Origin of the sequence: Variovorax saccharolyticus (assembly GCF_030316765.1) — a bacterium.
Lineage (GTDB): Bacteria > Pseudomonadota > Gammaproteobacteria > Burkholderiales > Burkholderiaceae_C > Variovorax > Variovorax saccharolyticus.
In genome coordinates, this window is the sequence record NZ_JASZYT010000001.1 from 54,796 (window position 1) to 72,406 (window position 17,611).

Annotated in this window: 16 protein-coding genes; 14 read left to right on the forward strand and 2 right to left on the reverse strand. The window is 68.6% G+C overall.

Features of this window, described 5'->3' with window-relative positions:
- The first annotated feature begins 65 nt into the window (after positions 1–65).
- The 10 genes from QTI45_RS00300 to bamA all read left to right on the forward strand — a co-directional run bounded on the left by QTI45_RS00300 (position 66) and on the right by bamA (position 12,189).
- Positions 66–290, forward strand: coding sequence for a formate dehydrogenase (locus tag QTI45_RS00300; RefSeq protein WP_286369206.1), 225 nt, complete (start codon positions 66–68; stop codon positions 288–290).
- Positions 291–304: 14 nt separating this feature from the next.
- Positions 305–3,292 carry a formate dehydrogenase subunit alpha gene (locus QTI45_RS00305; RefSeq protein WP_286653267.1) on the forward strand — a complete coding sequence of 996 codons (2,988 nt, stop codon included), beginning with the start codon at positions 305–307 and terminating at the stop codon, positions 3,290–3,292.
- 76 nt (positions 3,293–3,368) lie between these two features.
- Positions 3,369–3,992 (forward strand): formate dehydrogenase FDH3 subunit beta, encoded by a 624-nt coding sequence (fdh3B, locus tag QTI45_RS00310; RefSeq protein ID WP_286369208.1) that lies wholly within the window; start codon positions 3,369–3,371, stop codon positions 3,990–3,992.
- Positions 3,989–4,246, forward strand: a complete 258-nt coding sequence (locus QTI45_RS00315; RefSeq protein ID WP_286369209.1) for a hypothetical protein — start codon at positions 3,989–3,991, stop codon at positions 4,244–4,246. Before fdh3B ends, QTI45_RS00315 begins: the two co-directional genes overlap by 4 nt.
- A gap of 13 nt (positions 4,247–4,259) precedes the next feature.
- Complete coding sequence (locus tag QTI45_RS00320) at positions 4,260–5,495, forward strand: formate dehydrogenase subunit gamma (protein ID WP_286369210.1); 1,236 nt, start codon at positions 4,260–4,262, stop codon at positions 5,493–5,495.
- Entirely contained in the window at positions 5,492–5,896 is a 405-nt protein-coding gene (locus QTI45_RS00325; RefSeq protein ID WP_286369211.1) for a hypothetical protein, read from the forward strand. Before QTI45_RS00320 ends, QTI45_RS00325 begins: the two co-directional genes overlap by 4 nt.
- Positions 5,893–6,735, forward strand: coding sequence for a formate dehydrogenase accessory sulfurtransferase FdhD (locus QTI45_RS00330; RefSeq protein ID WP_286369212.1), 843 nt, complete (start codon positions 5,893–5,895; stop codon positions 6,733–6,735). The genes QTI45_RS00325 and QTI45_RS00330 overlap by 4 nt, the downstream gene beginning before the upstream one ends.
- A 46-nt stretch (positions 6,736–6,781) precedes the next feature.
- On the forward strand, positions 6,782–9,298 hold the full coding sequence (locus tag QTI45_RS00335) for an ABC transporter permease (RefSeq protein ID WP_286653268.1): 2,517 nt from the start codon (positions 6,782–6,784) through the stop codon (positions 9,296–9,298).
- A 161-nt stretch (positions 9,299–9,459) separates the two neighbouring features.
- Complete coding sequence (locus tag QTI45_RS00340) at positions 9,460–9,714, forward strand: hypothetical protein (protein WP_286369214.1); 255 nt, start codon at positions 9,460–9,462, stop codon at positions 9,712–9,714.
- 63 nt (positions 9,715–9,777) lie between these two features.
- Positions 9,778–12,189: an outer membrane protein assembly factor BamA gene (gene bamA / locus QTI45_RS00345; protein WP_286369215.1), complete on the forward strand. Its 2,412-nt coding sequence runs from the start codon at positions 9,778–9,780 to the stop codon at positions 12,187–12,189.
- Positions 12,190–12,198: 9 nt separating this feature from the next.
- On the opposite strand, the gene QTI45_RS00350 is transcribed toward bamA, so the two are convergent.
- On the reverse strand, positions 12,199–13,218 hold the full coding sequence (locus tag QTI45_RS00350; protein ID WP_286369216.1) for an isopenicillin N synthase family dioxygenase: 1,020 nt from the start codon (positions 13,216–13,218) through the stop codon (positions 12,199–12,201).
- Between the two features lie 39 nt (positions 13,219–13,257).
- On the opposite strand from QTI45_RS00350, the gene QTI45_RS00355 reads away from it, so the two are divergent.
- The 4 genes from QTI45_RS00355 (at position 13,258) to QTI45_RS00370 (ending at position 16,922) form a co-directional block, all read left to right on the forward strand.
- Positions 13,258–13,671: a group II truncated hemoglobin gene (locus QTI45_RS00355; protein ID WP_286369217.1), complete on the forward strand. Its 414-nt coding sequence runs from the start codon at positions 13,258–13,260 to the stop codon at positions 13,669–13,671.
- Positions 13,672–13,679: 8 nt separating this feature from the next.
- The gene (locus QTI45_RS00360; RefSeq protein WP_286369218.1) at positions 13,680–14,597 is read left to right on the forward strand and encodes a LysR family transcriptional regulator; all 918 of its coding nucleotides are present in this window, start codon (positions 13,680–13,682) and stop codon (positions 14,595–14,597) included.
- A gap of 81 nt (positions 14,598–14,678) precedes the next feature.
- A complete protein-coding gene (locus tag QTI45_RS00365; protein WP_286369219.1) occupies positions 14,679–15,869 on the forward strand; it encodes a M20 aminoacylase family protein in 1,191 nt (396 codons plus the stop codon).
- A 60-nt stretch (positions 15,870–15,929) separates the two neighbouring features.
- Complete coding sequence (locus tag QTI45_RS00370; RefSeq protein ID WP_286369220.1) at positions 15,930–16,922, forward strand: tripartite tricarboxylate transporter substrate binding protein; 993 nt, start codon at positions 15,930–15,932, stop codon at positions 16,920–16,922.
- A gap of 24 nt (positions 16,923–16,946) precedes the next feature.
- Here the strand turns inward: QTI45_RS00370 and QTI45_RS00375 are convergent, their stop codons facing one another.
- Positions 16,947–17,603, reverse strand: coding sequence for a Smr/MutS family protein (locus QTI45_RS00375; protein ID WP_286369221.1), 657 nt, complete (start codon positions 17,601–17,603; stop codon positions 16,947–16,949).
- Positions 17,604–17,611: the final 8 nt, after the last annotated feature.

Sequence of the window (17,611 nt, forward strand, 5' to 3'; positions counted from 1 at the left end):
GACTAGTATCCAAAGATATGTAACTGGTTTCATATCTCGTTCAGCCAGCCACTCCTGGAGATGTCATGCAGGACAGCCAAACTACCGGCCCTCGGCCGGCTTCCCGTCGGGGATTCTTTTTCGGGGCTGCCACCGTCGGCGCCGCCGCAGCCGCGGTCACGGTGCTGCCCAAGGTCGTCGAGGCGCCCGCCGCCACCGCCGCAAACTCGCTCCCGCCCCCGCCCGAGAAGGGCGGCGGCTACTCCCTGAGCGAGCACGTCAAGCGCTACTACAAGACCACGTCAGCCTGAGACGAAAGCCCACGATGCTATTGACCAAGAAATCGCCCGCTCCAGCGCGTGACGGCAGCGAAACACGCGCTTCTTCCGGCTCCCCCTTCGTTCACAGCCTGCGCCGCGGGCTCTCGAACGCCCTGCCCACGATGGACCGGCGCGCCTTCCTGCGCCGCTCCGGCCTGGGCGTGGGCGTCGGCCTCGCGGCCGGCCAGCTCACGCTGATCAAGAAGGCCGATGCCATGCCCGGGCAGGCGGCCGCGATCGGCGCCGGCAAGATCGAGGTGCGCCGCACCATCTGTTCGCACTGCTCGGTCGGCTGCGCATCCGACGCCGTGGTCGAGAACGGCGTCTGGGTGCGCCAGGAGCCGGTGTTCGACTCGCCGATCAACCTCGGCGCGCACTGCGCGAAGGGCGCTGCGCTGCGCGAGCACGGCCATGGCGAATACCGCCTGCGCTATCCGATGAAGCTGGTCAACGGCAAGTACGAGCGCATCAGCTGGGACACCGCCCTGACCGAGATCACGGCCCGCCTGGTCGAGCTGCGCAAGGCCAGCGGCCCCGACTCGGTCTACTGGATCGGCTCGAGCAAGCACAGCAACGAGCAGGCGTACCTGATGCGCAAGTTCGTGAGCTTCTTCGGCAGCAACAACTGCGACCACCAGGCTCGCATCTGCCACTCGACCACGGTCGCGGGCGTGGCGAACACATGGGGCTACGGCGCCATGACCAATTCGTACAACGACATGCGCAATGCCAAGGTCGCGATGTACATCGGCTCGAATGCGGCCGAGGCGCATCCCGTGAGCATGCTGCACATGCTGCATTCGAAGGAGAACGGCTGCAAGATGATCGTGGTCGACCCGCGGTTCACGCGCACCGCGGCCAAGGCCGACGAGTACGTGCGCATCCGCTCGGGCTCCGACATCCCCTTCCTCTTCGGCCTGCTGTATCACATCTTCAAGAACGGCTGGGAAGACAAGAAATACCTCAATGACCGCGTGTTCGGCATGGAGGACGTGCGCGCCGAAGTGATGGCCAAGTGGACTCCCGACAAGGTCGAGGAGGCCTGTGGCGTCAAGGAGGCGCAGGTCCTCAAGGTCGCGACGATGCTGAACGAGAACCGCCCCGGCACCGTCGTCTGGTGCATGGGCCAGACGCAGCACACGATCGGCAACGCGATCGTGCGCGCCTCGTGCATCCTGCAGCTGGCGCTCGGCAACGTCGGCACCGCGGGCGGCGGCACCAACATCTTCCGCGGCCACGACAACGTGCAGGGCGCCACCGACGTCGGCCCCAACCCCGACTCGCTGCCGAGCTACTACGGCCTGGTCGAAGGCTCCTGGAAGCATTTCGCCGCCACCTGGGGCGTCGACTTCGAATGGATCAAGGGCCGCTTCTCGTCGCCCGCGATGATGAGCAAGCCCGGCATCACGGTGTCGCGCTGGATCGACGGCGTGCTCGAGAAGAACGAGCTGATCGACCAGGACTCGAACCTGCGCGGCGTCTTCTACTGGGGCCATGCGCCGAACTCGCAGACCCGCGGCCTCGAGATGAAGCGGGCCATGGACAACCTCGACCTGCTGGTGGTGGTCGACCCGTACCCGTCGGCGACCGCGGCGATGGCCGCGATGCCGGGCCGTCCCGAAGACCAGAACCCGAACCGCGCGGTGTACCTGCTGCCGGCCTGCACCCAGTTTGAGACCAGCGGCTCGGTGACGGCGTCGAACCGCTCGATCCAGTGGCGCGAGAAGGTGATCGAGCCGCTGTGGGAGAGCCGCAGCGACCACATGATCATGCAGCAGTTCGCCGACCGCCTCGGCTTCGGCAAGGAGCTCAGCAAGAACTACAAGATGCAGCAGGTCAAGGGCATGGACGAACCCGTGCCCGAGGACATCCTGCGCGAGATCAACAAGTGCTGCTGGGCGGCCGGCTACACCGGCCAGAGTCCCGAGCGCCTGCAGGCCCACATGCGCAACATGGCGGCCTTCGACGTGCGCACCCTGCGTGCCAAGGGCTCGGTCAAGGACAAGGTCAACGGCTACGACATCGCCGGCGACTACTTCGGTCTGCCCTGGCCCTGCTATGGCACGCCCGAACTCAAGCACCCGGGCTCGCCGAACCTGTACGACACCTCCAAGCACGTCATGGACGGCGGCGGCAACTTCCGCGCCAACTTCGGCGTCGAGCGAAACGGCAAGAACCTGCTGGCCGAGGACGGCTCGCACTCGCTGGGCGCCGCGATCACCACCGGCTACCCCGAACTCGACCACCTGCTGCTCAAGAAGCTCGGCTGGTGGGACGAACTCACCGAAGCCGAGAAGGCCAAGGCCGAAGGCAAGAACTGGAAGACCGACCCCTCGGGCGGCATGATCCGCGTGTTCATGAAGAACCACGGCTGCCATCCCTTCGGCAATGCCAAGGCGCGCGCCGTGGTCTGGAACTTCCCGGATGCGATCCCGCAGCATCGCGAGCCGCTGTACGGCAACCGGCCCGACCTGATGGCCAAGTACCCGACGCACGACGACAAGATGGCCTTCTGGCGCCTGCCCACGCTCTACAAGAGCGTGCAGCAGAAGAACATCGCCGACAAGGTCGCCGAGCGCTTCCCGTACGTGATGACCTCCGGTCGCCTGGTCGAGTACGAAGGCGGCGGCGAGGAAACCCGCTCCAATCCCTGGCTGGCAGAACTGCAGCAGCAGATGTTCATCGAGATCAATCCCAAGGTGGCGGCCGAGAAGGGCATCCGCAACGGCGAGCGGGCCTGGGTCCACACGCCGACCGGCGCGAAGCTCAACGTGCAGGCCCTGGTGACCGAGCGGGTCGGACCCGACACGGTGTTCATGCCCTTCCACTTCTCGGGCCACTGGCAGGGGCAGGACATGCTCGCCTACTACCCGGCGGGCGCGCACCCGATCGTGCGCGGCGAGGCGATCAACACCGGCACCACCTACGGCTACGACAGCGTGACCATGATGCAAGAGACCAAGACGACGGTCTGCAACGTCGAACGGGCATGAAAGACCTTGTGGGACAGACCAAGAAACTGCACAGCAGTTTTTGCTCTGTCCTCAACTGACTAGAAGAGGATTCCCCATGGCAAGAATGAAATTCGTCTGCGATTCCGAGCGCTGCATCGAATGCAACGGCTGCGTCACGGCCTGCAAGAACGAGAACGAGGTGCCCTGGGGCGTGAACCGCCGCCGCGTGGTCACGCTCAATGACGGCGTGCCGGGCGAGAAATCGATCTCGGTGGCCTGCATGCACTGCTCCGACGCGCCCTGCATGGCGGTCTGCCCGGTGCAGTGCTTCTATCGCACCGACGAGGGCGTGGTGCTGCACGACAAGGACGTCTGCATCGGCTGCGGCTACTGCTCCTACGCCTGCCCCTTCGGTGCGCCGCAGTTCCCGTCGCAAGGCACCTTCGGCGCCCGCGGCAAGATGGACAAGTGCACCTTCTGCGCCGGCGGCCCCGAGGCCAACGGCTCCGAAGCCGAGTTCGAGAAGTACGGCCGCAACCGCCTGGCCGAAGGCAAGCTTCCGGCCTGCGCCGAAATGTGCTCGACCAAGGCCCTGCTGGCCGGCGACGGCGACGTCGTGGCCGACATCTTCCGCACCCGCGTGGTGGCGCGCGGCAAGGGCGCCGAAGTCTGGGGCTGGGGCACCGCCTACGGTTCGCAGCAGGCCGGCATCGCGCCGGTCAACGGAGGATCGAAATGAAGCGCGTCCTGACCTCCGCGGCGCTGCTCGCCGCTGCGCTGCTGCTCGGCGCCTGCTCCGAGAAGCCGCAGACCAATGCGCATGGGGTGCGCGTCGACGCCGCGCCCTGGACCGGCACCGGCACCGGCGCCCAGGCCAACACCGGCACCGCCTTCACCGCGCCGGGCTGGACGGTGGGCGACCGTGCTTCGTGGCAGGAACACCTGAAGCAGCGCGCGCTCAATGGTCAGAACGAATACACGCGGATCAACTGATTCGGAGGCGCGCATGAGACCAGCTCTTAACGCCCTCGTCTTCGCCGCCGCGACCCTGGGCTGCGTCGGCGCGGCCAGCGCCCAGGCCGCCAATCCGGTGGCTGCCGGCGCGGTCGCCGAGGCACCGGCCGCGACCAGCCCGCCGCCGGCCGCCGCCGCGGCGCCCGCCACGGGCGGCATCCGCAGCCAGAACATCTTCGACGTCAAGCCCGAGGCCAGCGCCGATCCCAACTACCTGAACCAGACCAACGGCGAGCGCAACCGCGTGCAGCCGGGCAACAATTCGCCGATGTGGCGTCAGGTGAGCGGTGGCGTGACCGGCTTCAGCAGCCTGCCGCCGCACGAGGCGCCCGAGGCGGGCAACCTGATCCAGGGCTTCGTCAAGTACCCCGGATCGCTCTACACCAACGCCGGCGAAGCCTGGCGGCAGGTGCGCAACAACTGGATCATTCCGTACGGCGCCGCGCTGCTCTTCGTCACCCTGCTTGCGCTGGCCATCTTCTACTTCACGCGCGGGCCGATCGGCCTGCACGGCCAGGAAACCGGCCGCAAGATCGAGCGCTTCACGCCCTTCGAGCGGGCCACGCACTGGTCGAACGCGATCGCCTTCGTGACGCTCGCGATCTCCGGTCTCGTGATGGCCTTCGGCAAGTTCTTCCTGCTGCCGGTGCTGGGCGGCTCGCTGTTCGGCTACCTGAGCTACGTCCTGAAGACGGTGCACAACTTCGTCGGACCGCTGTTCGTGCTGACCACGCTGTTCATGGTCTTCACCTTCTTCCGCAGCAACCTGCCGCGCAAGAACGACCTGGCCTGGCTCAAGAAGGGCGGCGGCCTGTTCGGTGGCGAGGAGCCGCCTTCGGACCGCTTCAACGCCGGCGAGAAAGCGGTCTTCTGGGGCGGCGTGCTGTTCCTCGGTGTGCTGGTGATCGGTTCGGGGCTGTTCCTCGACAAGCTGCTGCCGGGCTTCGTCTACACGCGGGCCCAGATGCAGGTCGCCCACATGATCCATGCGGTCGCCACGCTGTGCATGATGGCGCTGATCATGGGCCACATCTACATCGGCACGCTCGGCATGAAGGGGGCCTACAAGGCAATGCGCACAGGCTACGTCGACGAGACCTGGGCCCGGGAGCACCACGCCTACTGGTACAACGACATCGCGGCTGGCAAGATTCCGGCCCAACGCAGCCCCGAGGCACGTGCCTCCGCGTCGGGCTCCGGCATCCGGATCGAAGGAAGTCCCTCATGAACAAGCTGTTGACCCATGGCGCGCTGATCGCCGCGCTGATGGCAGCCCCGGCGGCTTTCGCCAAGCTGCCGGCGCCGAACCCGACGCCCGAAGCCAAGGCCAAGGCGGCCGAGGCCGCGGCCCGGACCGCCTGGAGCGCGAAGCTCGATACCTACCAGCTGTGCCAGGCCCAGACCCGCGTCGCGACGCGCTACCGCGACGCGGCGACCGCGGCCGGCCGGCAGCTGACGGCTCCCACGCCGACGCCGCCCTGCACCGATCCCGGCCCCTTCGCCTATGTCGCGCCGACCGAAGTCAAGCCGATCGAGGCCTCGGGCGCGCATTCGCCGGCGACCACCGCGGCCTCGCCACCGAGCTCGAACCAGACCTCGGCCGAGACCAACCCCGCCCCCAAGAAGTGACGCTGCCGCGGCTGACCGAGGCCCGTGCACCGCTCACGCGCGAGGTCGAGGTCGTCGACGAGCATGGGGAGGCCGGCCGGGTCTCGATCCCCGCCGAGCGCGACCTGACGATCTACGTCGACCGCCGCGAACTGGTCACGCTGATGACCTTGGGTGCGCAGCCCGAACTGCTGGTGCTCGGCTACCTGCTGAACCAGCGGCTGATCGAATCCGCGGCCGACGTCGAATCCATCACGGTCGATTGGGAGGTCGGCGCTGCCGCGGTCAAGACGCACGCCGGCATCGACCGCATCGAGGAGCGCACCGCGAAGAAGGTGGTCACCACCGGCTGCGGCCAGGGCAGCGTATTCGGCGAGCTGATGGCCGGCATCGACAGCCTGCGGCTGCCGGACACCCGCATGACCCAGGCGCAGCTCTATGCGCTGGTCAACGCGATCCGCCTGCAAGAGAGCACTTACAAGTCGGCCGGCTCGGTGCACGGCTGTGCGCTGTTCACGCTCGAGGACGGCGAGCAGGCCCGCATGCAGTGCTTCGTCGAGGATGTCGGTCGCCACAACGCGATCGACACCATCGCCGGCTGGATCGCGATGCAGCCGCGGCTCGCCGGCGGGCGCGTGTTCTACACCACCGGCCGCCTGACCAGCGAGATGGTGATCAAGTCGGCGCAGATGGGCGTGGCGATCGTGGTCTCGCGCAGCGGCATCACGCAGATGGGCCACGAGGTCGCGCAGCGGGTCGGCCTGTGCGCGATCGGGCGGGCGACCAACCGTCGCTTCCTCTGTTTCGCGGGCGCCGGGAGGCTGGTGCTGCAGCCGGAGCTGGCCGGCGCCAAAGCCTAAATCCTTCTATTTCGCAAGCGCGCTGGGCTCGGCTATCGTCGGGCCCATGAATGCTTTTCTTCGCCTCGGCTGGCGCACGCTCTGGCGCGACCTGCGCGCCGGTGAACTCCGTCTCCTGATCGTCGCCGTGCTGCTGGCGGTGGCCGCGCTGACCGCGGTCGGTTTCTTCGCCGACCGGCTCAAGGGCGGCCTGCAGCGCGACGCGCGCCAGCTGCTGGGCGGCGACGCGGTGCTCGCGAGCGACAACCCGACGCCGCCGGCCTTCGTCGAACGCGCGCGGGCGCTGGGCCTGCAGGGTGCCGGCACCTACGGCTTCCCGACCATGGCGCGCGCCAGCGAGGCCCAGGGCGGCGCCACCAAGCTGGTGGCGCTCAAGGCCGTGGCGCCCGGCTATCCGCTGCGCGGCGCGGTGCAGGTGGCGGCCGGCACCGAGGGGCCGGGCGAGCCCACGCGCGAAGTACCGGCGCCCGGCGAGGCCTGGGTCGACGGGCCGCTGCTCGAATCGCTCGCACTCAAGGTCGGCGACACGCTGATGCTCGGCGATGCCGGGCTGCGCATCGCGCGCGTGATCACCCTGGAGCCCGACCGGGGAGCCGGCTTCATGAGCTTCGCGCCGCGCGTGATGCTGAACCAGGCCGACATCGCCCGGACCGGGCTGGTGCAGCCGGCCAGCCGCGTCAGCTATCGCTTCGCGGTGGCGGGCGAGGCGGCCGCGGTGAAGCGCTTCAGCGACGAGGTCGATGCAGCGATCAAGAAAGGCGAGTTGCGGGGCGCCCGGCTCGAATCCTTCGAGAGCGGCCGGCCCGAGATGCGCCAGACGCTCGACCGGGCCGAGAAATTCCTCAATCTCGTGGCGCTGCTGGCCGCACTGCTGTCGGCCGTGGCCGTGGCGCTGGCGGCGCGCGGCTTCGCTGCCAGCCACCTCGACGACTGCGCGATGCTGCGCGTGCTGGGCCAGAGCCAGCGCACCATCGCGGCCGCCTATGCCTTCGAGTTCGCGGTGATCGGCGTGGTCGCCAGCGCGATCGGCGTCGCCATCGGCTATGGCGTGCACTATGTCTTCGTGCTGCTGCTGGCCGGCCTGGTCGAGAGCGCGCTGCCGGCGCCGACCCTGTGGCCGGTGGCTTTCGGCCTCGGCGTCGGCCTCACGCTGCTGTTCGCCTTCGGGCTGCCGCCGGTGCTGCAGCTGGCGAAGGTGCCGCCGTTGCGCGTGATCCGGCGCGATGTCGGCAATCTCAAGCCGGCCTCGATCGCGCTGCTCGGGCTGGGCGTGGCGGGCTTCGCGGCCCTGCTGGTCGCGGCCAGCAGCGACCTCAAGCTCGGCTTGATCGCGGTCGGCGGCTTCGCGGGCGCGGTGGCGGTGTTCGCGCTCCTGAGCTGGCTGGCGGTCTGGGTGCTGCGGCGCAGCGTCAACGAGGCCACCGCACCGCGCTGGCTGGTTTTGGCGACGCGGCAGATCTCGGCCCGCCCGGCCTACGCGGTGGTGCAGGTGAGCGCGCTGGCGGTCGGCCTGCTGGCCCTGATCCTGCTGGTGCTGCTGCGCACCGACCTCGTGTCGAGCTGGCGCAAGGCCACGCCGCCCGATGCGCCGAACCGCTTCGTGATCAATGTGATGCCCGACCAGAGCGATGCCTTCCAGAAGAGCCTGCGCGCCAGCGGCGTGCAGAAGTTCGACTGGTACCCGATGATCCGCGGCCGGCTGGTGGCGATCAACGACAAGCCGGTCTCGCCCGACGACTACAGCGAGGACCGCGCCAAGCGGCTGGTCGATCGCGAGTTCAACCTCAGCAACAGCGCCGAGGCGCCGCCGCACAACCTGGTCACCGCCGGCGCCTGGAAGACGGATGCCGCGGGCGAGCTCAGCGTAGAGGAGGGGCTGGCCCAGACCCTGGGCCTGAAACTCGGCGACAGCCTGCGCTTCGACATCGGCGGCCAGCAGAACGAGGCCCGCATCACCTCGCTGCGCAAGGTCGACTGGGGATCGATGCATGCCAACTTCTTCGTCATGTACACAGTCGCTTCGCTGGCCGACGTGCCGGTCACCTACATGGGCGCCTTCCGCGCCCCCGAGGTCAAGGGTTTCGACAACGCGCTGGTGCGCAGCTACCCCAACGTCACGAATGTCGACATGAGCGCCACCATCGGCCAGGTGCAGCGCGTGCTCGACCAGGTGATCCGGGCGGTCGAATTTCTGTTCGGCTTCACGCTCGCGGCCGGACTGGTGGTGCTGTTCGCCGCCGTCACGGCGACGCGCGAGGAGCGCGCGCGCGAGTTCGCGGTGATGCGGGCGGTGGGCGCGCGGGCCAGCCTGCTGCGCCAGGTGCAGCGGGCGGAGCTCGCCGGGGTCGGGCTGCTGGCCGGCTTCCTGGCCAGCATCGTGGCCTCGGTGATCGGCTGGGCGCTGGCGCGCTTCGTGTTCGAGTTCACCTGGACCGCATCCCCCCTGGTGCTGGTCGCCGGCGCGCTCGCGGGCGCGGTGCTGGCGCTCGCGGCTGGCTGGTGGGGTCTGCGCGAAGTGCTGCGGCGCCCCGTCGTCGCGACCTTGCGGCAAGCGGCCGAGTAAGGCGCGCCCGGAGCGCGGGGCCGCCCCGCCGACGGGCGGCGGATTCTCGGCGCCGGCATCTACCAGCTTCCTCCGAATTTGACGAGCACATTCGCTGCTCGACTTCTTCGTTTGGATGTTTGATGCCCGATTTGTTGGATTTTTGCGACTCTTTGCCCCTCATGCGCCGCCTTGCGGCCGGGGTTTCCGCCGGACTGGCTGCCTTGCTGCTCTCGGCCTGCGAGCACCGGGACGACGCGCGCAGCGTCGCGGCGGATTGCGTGCGCAGTCTCTCCACGCTGGCGCCGATCATGGGCGGCCACGGCCGCACGCCATGCGCGGCGATGCCCCCCGAGGCGGCGCCGGACGGCCCCGCCTTGCGCCTGGCGCGCGCACAGAGTCCCGACAGCCGGGCGCTGCTTGCTTCGGCGCGCTGACGCCTCTCCCGCCCGCTCCCCTCCGACTTTCCGCCGGCCTTCGTGCCGCGCGGCGCCCTGCTCATGAATGTCCTCCTACCCGGCTTGCGCGCGCGAAGCCTGATCGTCCTTGCGGCGAGCGCGCTGTCGGTCTCCGCCGCCTGGGCCATCGAAGCCTTCACGGTGCGCGATATCCGCGTCGAAGGCCTGCAGCGGGTCGAACCCGGAACGGTGTTCGCGTCGATTCCGCTGCGCGTGGGCGAGACCTACGACGACGAGCGCGGCGCCACGGCAATCCGCGCGCTGTTCGAACTCGGCCTGTTCAAGGACGTGCGCATCGATGTCAGCGGCAATGTGCTGGTGATCATCGTGGAGGAGCGACCGACGATCGCGGAGGTCGAGTTCTACGGCGTCAAGGAGTTCGACAAGGACGTGCTCAAGAAGGCACTGCGCGAAGTCGGGCTGGCCGAAGGCCGGGCCTACGACAAGGCGCTGGCCGATCGCGCCGAGCAGGAACTCAAGCGCCAGTACATCGGCCGAAACCTCTACAACGCGCAGATCGTGACGACGGTGACGCCGACCGAACGCAATCGCGCCAACCTGAGTTTCACGGTCACCGAGGGCGAAGCGGCGCGCATCCGCGAAGTGCATATCGCCGGCAGCAGGGACTTCAGCGAGTCGACCTTGCTGAGCCTGTTCGAGCAGAACGGCGGCGGCTGGCTCAGCTGGTACACCAAGTCGAATCAGTACTCGCGCGCCAAGCTCAACGCCGACCTCGAGACGCTGCGCTCGTACTACCTGTCGCGCGGCTACCTGGAGTTCCGCATCGACTCGACGCAGGTGGCGATCTCGCCCGACCGACAGGATCTCTCGGTGACGGTCAACATCAGCGAAGGCGACAAGTTCGTGGTCTCCGGCGTCGCGCTGGACGGCAACTACCTGGGCCGGGAGGCAGAGTTCAAGACGCTGGTCGCGATCAGGCCCGGAGAGCCTTACAACGCCGAGCAGGTGACGCAGACCACCAAGGCCTTCACCGACTACTTCGGCAGCTTCGGCTATGCCTTCGCGCGCCTGACTGCGCAGCCCGAGATCGACCGCGAGCGCCACCGCGTCAAGCTGCTGCTGCAGTCGGAGCCGGGACGCCGGGTCTATGTGCGGCGCGTCAGCATCGGCGGCAACAACCGCACCCGCGACGAAGTGATCCGACGCGAGTTCCGCCAGTTCGAGGCCTCCTGGTACGACGGCGACAAGATCAAGCTGTCGCGGGACCGCATCGACCGGCTGGGCTACTTCACCGATGTCCAGGTCGACACGCAGGAGGTGCCGGGCACGCCCGACCAGGTCGACCTGACGGTCGAGGTCAAGGAGAAGCCGACCGGATCGCTGCAGCTGGGCGCGGGCTATTCGACCACCGGCATCTCGGTGAACTTCGGCATCACGCAGGAGAACGTGTTCGGTTCGGGCAACTACCTCGGGCTGCAGGTGAGCGGCAGCTCCTACAACAAGTCGATCTCGCTGACCGCGACCGACCCTTACTTCACGCCGGGCGGCATCTCGCGCAGCATCAGCCTGTTCCACACGGTGACGCGCCCCTACTACGAGGCCGACGGCAACTACAAGCTCGCGAGCACCGGCGCCGCGCTCAAGTTCGGCGTGCCTTTCAGCGAGCTGGACACGGTCTACTTCGGGCTCGGGCTGGAGCGCTACCAGTTCACGCCGGGCAGCAACGGCACCTACACGCTGGTCGACGGATCGTATGTCTACACCGCGACGCCGCAGGCCTACCTCGACTACTTCCAGTGCACGGGCACGGTGCCGAGCATCGTCTGTGCCCAGGGCAGCCTGCTCGGCGTGCCGCTGACCGCCGCCTGGTCGCGCGACGATCGCGACAGCGGCCTGGTGCCCAGCCGCGGCCGCCTCCAGACCGCCAGCATGGAGCTGGGGCTGAGCTCCGAGCTGCGCTACCTCCGAAGCCAATACCAGGTTCAGCAGTACATCCCGCTGAGCAAGCAGTACACGCTGGCACTGAATGCGGAACTGGGCTACGCGCGCGCGCTGGACGGCGGCAGCTTTCCGATCTTCAAGAACTTCTATGCCGGCGGCCTGGGGTCGATCCGCGGCTTCGAGTCCGGCTCCCTGGGACCGCGCGATGCGGTCACCGACGGCGCGCTCGGCGGCACCCGCAAGGCGGTGGTCAACGCCGAGTTCAGCACGCCGTTCCCCGGGGCGGGCAACGACCGCACGCTGCGGCTCTACGGCTTCGTCGATGCGGGCAATGTCTTCGCCGAGCGCGGCGCGGGCCTGAGCGATGCGCAGTGGAAGGCGCAGAACGGCATCCGCGCCTCGGCCGGCCTGGGCATCGGCTGGATCTCGCCGCTGGGCCCGCTGCGCCTGGCCTATGCGCTGCCGCTCAAGTACCAGAAGCTGGACGAGGCCAACGGCATCGCGGCGGACCGCCTGCAGCGGCTCCAGTTCCAGATCGGAAGCTCCTTCTGACAGGGCGGTTCACAGCACCTCGTCGCGCAACTGCGGGAACACCTTCGACACCTTCGCCAGCAGGTAGTCGCCGTAGCGGCCGCTGAAGGCATGGACGTTGGCGCGGTCCCAGCGCTCGGCGCTGTCGTCCGTGGCGGCGCCGTCCAGCCCTTCGATGCGCCGGACCCGGGCTTCGAAATTCGGATCGAAGAACAGCGGGAAGGACAGCCGGTCGCGGCCCGAGGTGTTGCGCGTCACGCGGTGCGGGGTCGACTTGTAGAGCCCGCCGGTCATGCGGTCGAGCATGTCGCCGATGTTGCAGACGAAGGACTGCGCGACGGGCGGCGCCTCGATCCAGCCGCCGGGCGTGCGCACCTGCAGCCCACCCACGTCGTCCTGGCGCAGGATCGTGAGCAGGCCGTAGTCGGTGTGTTCGCCGACGCCCCAGTGCACGTCCATGCCCTCGGGCACCGGCTGCGTCGGGTAGTTGAAGATGCGGAACAGGATCAGGGGATCGGCCGTGTAGCGCTCGGCGAAATAGGCGGCCGGCAGGCCCAGGCTCAGCGCGATGCCTTCCATCAGGCGGTGGCCGAGCCGCGTGACGGCGTCCATGTAGGCCAGCACCGTGGCGCGGAAGCCCTCGATGTCGGGGAACAGGTTGGGCCCGTGCACCGGCGTGCCGGCGCGCACCAGCGGATGGTCCGCGGGCAGTTCGGTGCCGAGATAGAGGCCTTCCTTCCAGTCGGGCCGGCCGGAGGTGAGTTCGCCGCCGAGCGGGAAGTAGCCGCGCCAGGCCCGGCCGCCGAGCGCCATGCGCCAGCGCATCTTGGTCGGCTCGTCGAGCGCGAAGAAGCGGCGGCTCAGGTCCTCGAGGCGCTGCACCAGTGCCGGGTCGACGCCGTGGCCGGTGACGTAGAAGAAGCCGTGGGCCCGGCAGGCGGCGCCGATCTGTGCGGCCACCCGTTCGCGCCCGGCGCCGTCGGCGACCAGGGCCGAGACGTCGATGACGGGCAGGCTTTCGCTGGGGGAGGAGGGGGTTGAATCGGCCATGGCTGCGATGGTGCCTCAAGTCTTGGGACAATGGCGTCCATGCAAATCCAGGACAAACCGCCTTTCGACACCCCTTTCGAATGGATCGGCGGCGAAGCCGCGGTCCACGCGCTGGTCGAGCGCTTCTACGACCTCATGGACCTCGAGCCGGCCTATGCGCAACTGCGCGCGGTGCACGGCAGCTCGCTCGACAACGCGCGCCAGCGCCTGTTCTGGTTCCTCTGCGGCTGGCTCGGCGGGCCGCAGCACTACACCGACCGCTTCGGCCATCCGATGCTGCGCGCGCGGCATCTGCCGCAGAGCATCGGCGGCCACAGCATCGGGATCCGCGAGCGCGACGAGTGGCTGGCCTGCATGGACCAGGCGATGGGCGAGACCGGCGTGCCGGAAGACTTGCGCGAGCGCCTGCGCGGGTCGTTCTTCCAGACGGCTGACTGGATGCGGAACCGCTAGACACCGGCATGCAGGAGCTCTTCGATTCGCGGCGGGTGCATTACTTCCAGCAGATCGTCGCCAGCGGGTCGGTGCGCGCCGCCGCCGAGCAGCTCGGCGTCGAGCCTTCGGCCGTGAGCCGGGCGGTTGCGCTGCTCGAGAAGGAATGCGGCATGAGCTTGCTGGAGCGTCGCGGCCGCGGCGTCGTGCCGACCGATGCCGGCCGGCTGCTGGCCACCTACGCGCGGCGCCAGCTCGACGTGCAGGCGACCTTCTATGCCGAGGTCGACAACCTGCGCCATGCCAGCCGGGGCCATGTCGACATGGTGCTGGGCGAGGGCATGCTGGACCTGTTCTTCGAGCCGCTGATCGCCGACTTCGTGCGCGGCCATCCGCAGGTCACGCTGGCCGTGCACGTCGCCAGCACCGCGGGCAGCGTCGATCTCATCCTCGAGGACCGGGCGCACATCGGACTGGTCTTCCAGCCGCCGCACGACGTCCGCCTGCGTTCGCACCGCAGCATGCCATCGGCGCCGATCCAGGCCATCGTGCATCGCAGCCATCCCCTGGCGCGCATCGGGCGGCCATTGCAGCTCAGCGACCTGCTGGACTACCCGGGCGCCGCGATGATGGACAGCTTCGGCGTGCGCCAGCACGTGCAGGCCGCGGAGGTCAGCGAGCAGGTGCAGCTGCGCAACGTGGTCACGACCAGTTCCTTCAAGCTGCTGTGGCAGTTCGCCGAGGCCGGCCTGGGCTATGCGCTGACCACGGCGAGCGCGCCCTACACCTCGCGGATCGGCATGCCGGACGTGGTCGCGCTGCCGATGGCGAACCCCATCCTGAACCGCGGAAGCACGCATGTGATGACCCGCGCGGGCCGGCATCTGTCGCCGGCAGTCAATGCGTTGCTGGCGCATCTGGTCGAGGGGCTCGAGTCGCGACGCTGAGGCAATGTTGCCTTTTCGGCAACGATTCTGCGTCGCAAGCGACATTGATCGCCAGGTCGCCGGTGTCGAGAATTCCGGCCCATGCCTTGCTCGACGCCTCGGACCTCGGAAGAACTGCTCGCGGACATCCGCCGGATCGCACCGGAACTGGTGCAGCTGCGGCGGCAGATCCACGCCCATCCCGAACTGGCCTTCGAAGAGGTCAGGACCAGCAATCTGGTGGCCGAGAAGCTGGTCGAATGGGGCTACGAGGTCGAACGCGGCATTGCCGGAACCGGACTGGTCGGCCAGCTTCGCAAGGGCCGCGGCGAACGGCGGCTGGGCCTGCGCGCCGACATGGACGCGCTGCCGATCGTCGAGCGCACCGGGCTGCCGTACAGCAGCACCGTGCACGGCAAGATGCACGCCTGCGGCCATGACGGCCACACGGCGATCCTGTTGTGCGCGGCGAAGTACCTGGCCAGCCATGGCGGGTTCGACGGCACGCTGAACCTGATCTTCCAGCCGGCCGAAGAGAACGAGGGCGGCGCCCTGCGCATGATCGACGAGGGCCTCTTCGAGCGCTACCCCTGCGACAGCATCTATGCGCTGCACAACGCGCCGGGCCTGCCGGTGGGGCACATGGCGATGAGCGCCGGGCCCGCGATGGCCTCCTTCGACCGTGTCACCATCGAACTCACGGGCGTGAGCGCCCATGGGGCAATGCCGCACCACGGCGTCGATCCGATGCAATGCGCCGCGAGCATCGTGCTGGGCCTGCAGAGCCTGGTGTCCCGCGAGGTCGACGCCCAGCGCGCCGCGGTCATCACCGTGGGCTCGGTCCAGAGCGGGGATGTGTTCAACATCGTGCCCGAACGCGCCCTGATCAAGATCGGCGTCCGCGCGCTGGAACCCGGGGTGCGGGCGCAGATCGAGCGCCGCATCAAGGGCTTCGTGCAGGCCCAGGCCGAGAGCTACGGGCTGGGCTGCCGCATCGACTACGTGAACAAGTATCCGGTGCTGGTCAACGAGGCCGAGCACACGGCTTTCGCCCGCCAGGTGGCCATCGACCTGCTCGGCGACCACAGGGTCTCGGAACGCGAACCGACCATGGGCAGCGAAGACTTCGCCTGCATGCTGCAAAAGGTGCCGGGCGCCTATGTGCGGCTGGGCAACGGCGTCGGCGCCGACGGCGGCTGCATGGTCCACAACCCGGGCTACGACTTCAACGACGAAGCCCTGCCGGTTGGCGCGGCCTACTGGGTCCGGCTGGTGCACGCCGCGCTGACCTGAGCGGCGGCGCCAGCCCGAAGGCGGCCAAGAGAAGACAGACATCCAAGGAGACAAGCACCCATGTTCACCCTCTCGAGACGATCCCTCATCGCGGCCGCTGCCGCCGCTGCCACGCCGCTGGGCTGGGCGCAGTCCGGGCCCTATCCGAACAAGCCGCTGACGCTCGTCGTTCCCTATCCGGCCGGTGGCGCCAGCGATGGGGCGGCGCGCATCTTCGCGGAGGCGATCGGCAAGGACATGAAGCAGCAGGTGGTGGTCGAGAACATCGGCGGCGGCACCGGCTTGCTCGGCGCCAACAAGGTGCTCGCCGCGGCGCCCGACGGCTACACCTTCTTCCACGGCTCGGCCAACGAAGTGATCCTGGCGCCGCTGCTCAACGCGGCCGCCAGGTACAAGCCGACCGATTTCAAGTTCGCGCAGCCGACCACGGAAGCCGTCATCGTCCTCTTGGTGCGCAACGGACTCGGCGTCGGCACCTTCGATGAATTCCTCGAACATGCGCAGCGGAACAAGGCCAGGCCGCTGAGCTTCGCGACGGTCGGCATCGATTCGCTCTACCACCTGATGGGCGACGCGATGGCCAGGCGCACGGGCGCCAGCTTCCTGCATGTGCCGTACAAGGGGGCCGCACCGGCCATCCAGGACCTGGCTGGCGGGCAGGTCGACTTCGCCATCCTGCCGTACCAGTCCATCATGGACGGCATGGCCCAGCAGGGCCGCCTGAAGGTGCTGACGAGCTTCTCGAGGACGCTGCCTTCGACCTTGAAGCACATCCCGACCATCGACGCCAGCAAGCGGCTGCCCGATTTCGAGTACACGATCGGGGCCGGCTACCTGGTGCGAAAGGAGACGCCGAACGAGATCGTGGAACGGCTGCGGGCCTCGGTGGGCCATGCGCTGAGGCAGTCCGACGTGCGCACCCGGCTCGAAGCCGAAGGGCGAACGGTGCTGCAACCGTTCGCGAGCCAGGCGCAGGCGGATGCCTACCTGGCGGCCCAGATCGACCGCTATGCGCGCTTGCTGAAGGAGATCGATCGCGAGCCTGCGCGCTGAGCGTGCTTCGCGGGCTGCCGCGGCTCAGCGCCGCGATGGCGCCAGCAGCACCACCAGGGCCCCGCCGCCGCCCTCGGCCGGCTTGGCCTGCACGAAGGCCAGGGTCTCGTTCTTCTGGATCAGCCAGCGCTGAACCTTCGCCTTGAGCACCGGCTGCTTGCCCGGCGAGCCGTGGCCCTTGCCGTGCACCACGCGCACGCAGCGAACGCCTTGCTTCCAGGCCTCGCGGATGAAGGCGCCCAGGGCTTCGCGGGCCTCGTCGCTGCGCATGCCGTGGAGGTCCAGCTGGCGCTGGATCGACCATTCACCGGCGCGCAGCCGGCGGGTCACGTCGGTGTTGATGCCGGGGCGCCGGAAGCTCATCGCGTCGTCAGCGTCGAGCAGGGTGCTGACGTCGAACTCGTCGGACAGCGATTCGCGCAGCACGCGCTGGTCGTCGAGCTGCTGCTGCACCGGGATCGGCGCCGGCGGCTCGGGGGTCAGCGTCACCGCCGCGGTCTTGCGCAGCGGTTGGGTGGCGCCGATCGCGCGCGTGAACAGGTCCTGGTCGGCCAGGCGCTTCTTCTGTGCCGCGGCCTGCGCGGCTGCTTCGGCGGCATCGCGCTCGCGCTGTTCGGCCAGCGAACGCTGAACCTGCTTGAGATCGGCGAGGCTTTTGAGGCTGTTGGATTTGGCGGGCATGGCGTGCA

Coding starts and splice junctions, on each gene's coding strand:
- QTI45_RS00350 (WP_286369216.1), bottom strand. CDS start 13,218: ATGGCCGATTCAACCCCCTCCTCCCCCAGCGAAAGCCTGCCCGTCATC.
- QTI45_RS00305 (WP_286653267.1), top strand. CDS start 305: ATGCTATTGACCAAGAAATCGCCCGCTCCAGCGCGTGACGGCAGCGAA.
- QTI45_RS00320 (WP_286369210.1), top strand. CDS start 4,260: ATGAGACCAGCTCTTAACGCCCTCGTCTTCGCCGCCGCGACCCTGGGC.
- QTI45_RS00315 (WP_286369209.1), top strand. CDS start 3,989: ATGAAGCGCGTCCTGACCTCCGCGGCGCTGCTCGCCGCTGCGCTGCTG.
- QTI45_RS00375 (WP_286369221.1), bottom strand. CDS start 17,603: ATGCCCGCCAAATCCAACAGCCTCAAAAGCCTCGCCGATCTCAAGCAG.
- QTI45_RS00325 (WP_286369211.1), top strand. CDS start 5,492: ATGAACAAGCTGTTGACCCATGGCGCGCTGATCGCCGCGCTGATGGCA.
- QTI45_RS00365 (WP_286369219.1), top strand. CDS start 14,679: ATGCCTTGCTCGACGCCTCGGACCTCGGAAGAACTGCTCGCGGACATC.
- QTI45_RS00335 (WP_286653268.1), top strand. CDS start 6,782: ATGAATGCTTTTCTTCGCCTCGGCTGGCGCACGCTCTGGCGCGACCTG.
- QTI45_RS00300 (WP_286369206.1), top strand. CDS start 66: ATGCAGGACAGCCAAACTACCGGCCCTCGGCCGGCTTCCCGTCGGGGA.
- QTI45_RS00340 (WP_286369214.1), top strand. CDS start 9,460: ATGCGCCGCCTTGCGGCCGGGGTTTCCGCCGGACTGGCTGCCTTGCTG.
- fdh3B (WP_286369208.1), top strand. CDS start 3,369: ATGGCAAGAATGAAATTCGTCTGCGATTCCGAGCGCTGCATCGAATGC.
- QTI45_RS00360 (WP_286369218.1), top strand. CDS start 13,680: ATGCAGGAGCTCTTCGATTCGCGGCGGGTGCATTACTTCCAGCAGATC.
- bamA (WP_286369215.1), top strand. CDS start 9,778: ATGAATGTCCTCCTACCCGGCTTGCGCGCGCGAAGCCTGATCGTCCTT.
- QTI45_RS00355 (WP_286369217.1), top strand. CDS start 13,258: ATGCAAATCCAGGACAAACCGCCTTTCGACACCCCTTTCGAATGGATC.
- QTI45_RS00370 (WP_286369220.1), top strand. CDS start 15,930: ATGTTCACCCTCTCGAGACGATCCCTCATCGCGGCCGCTGCCGCCGCT.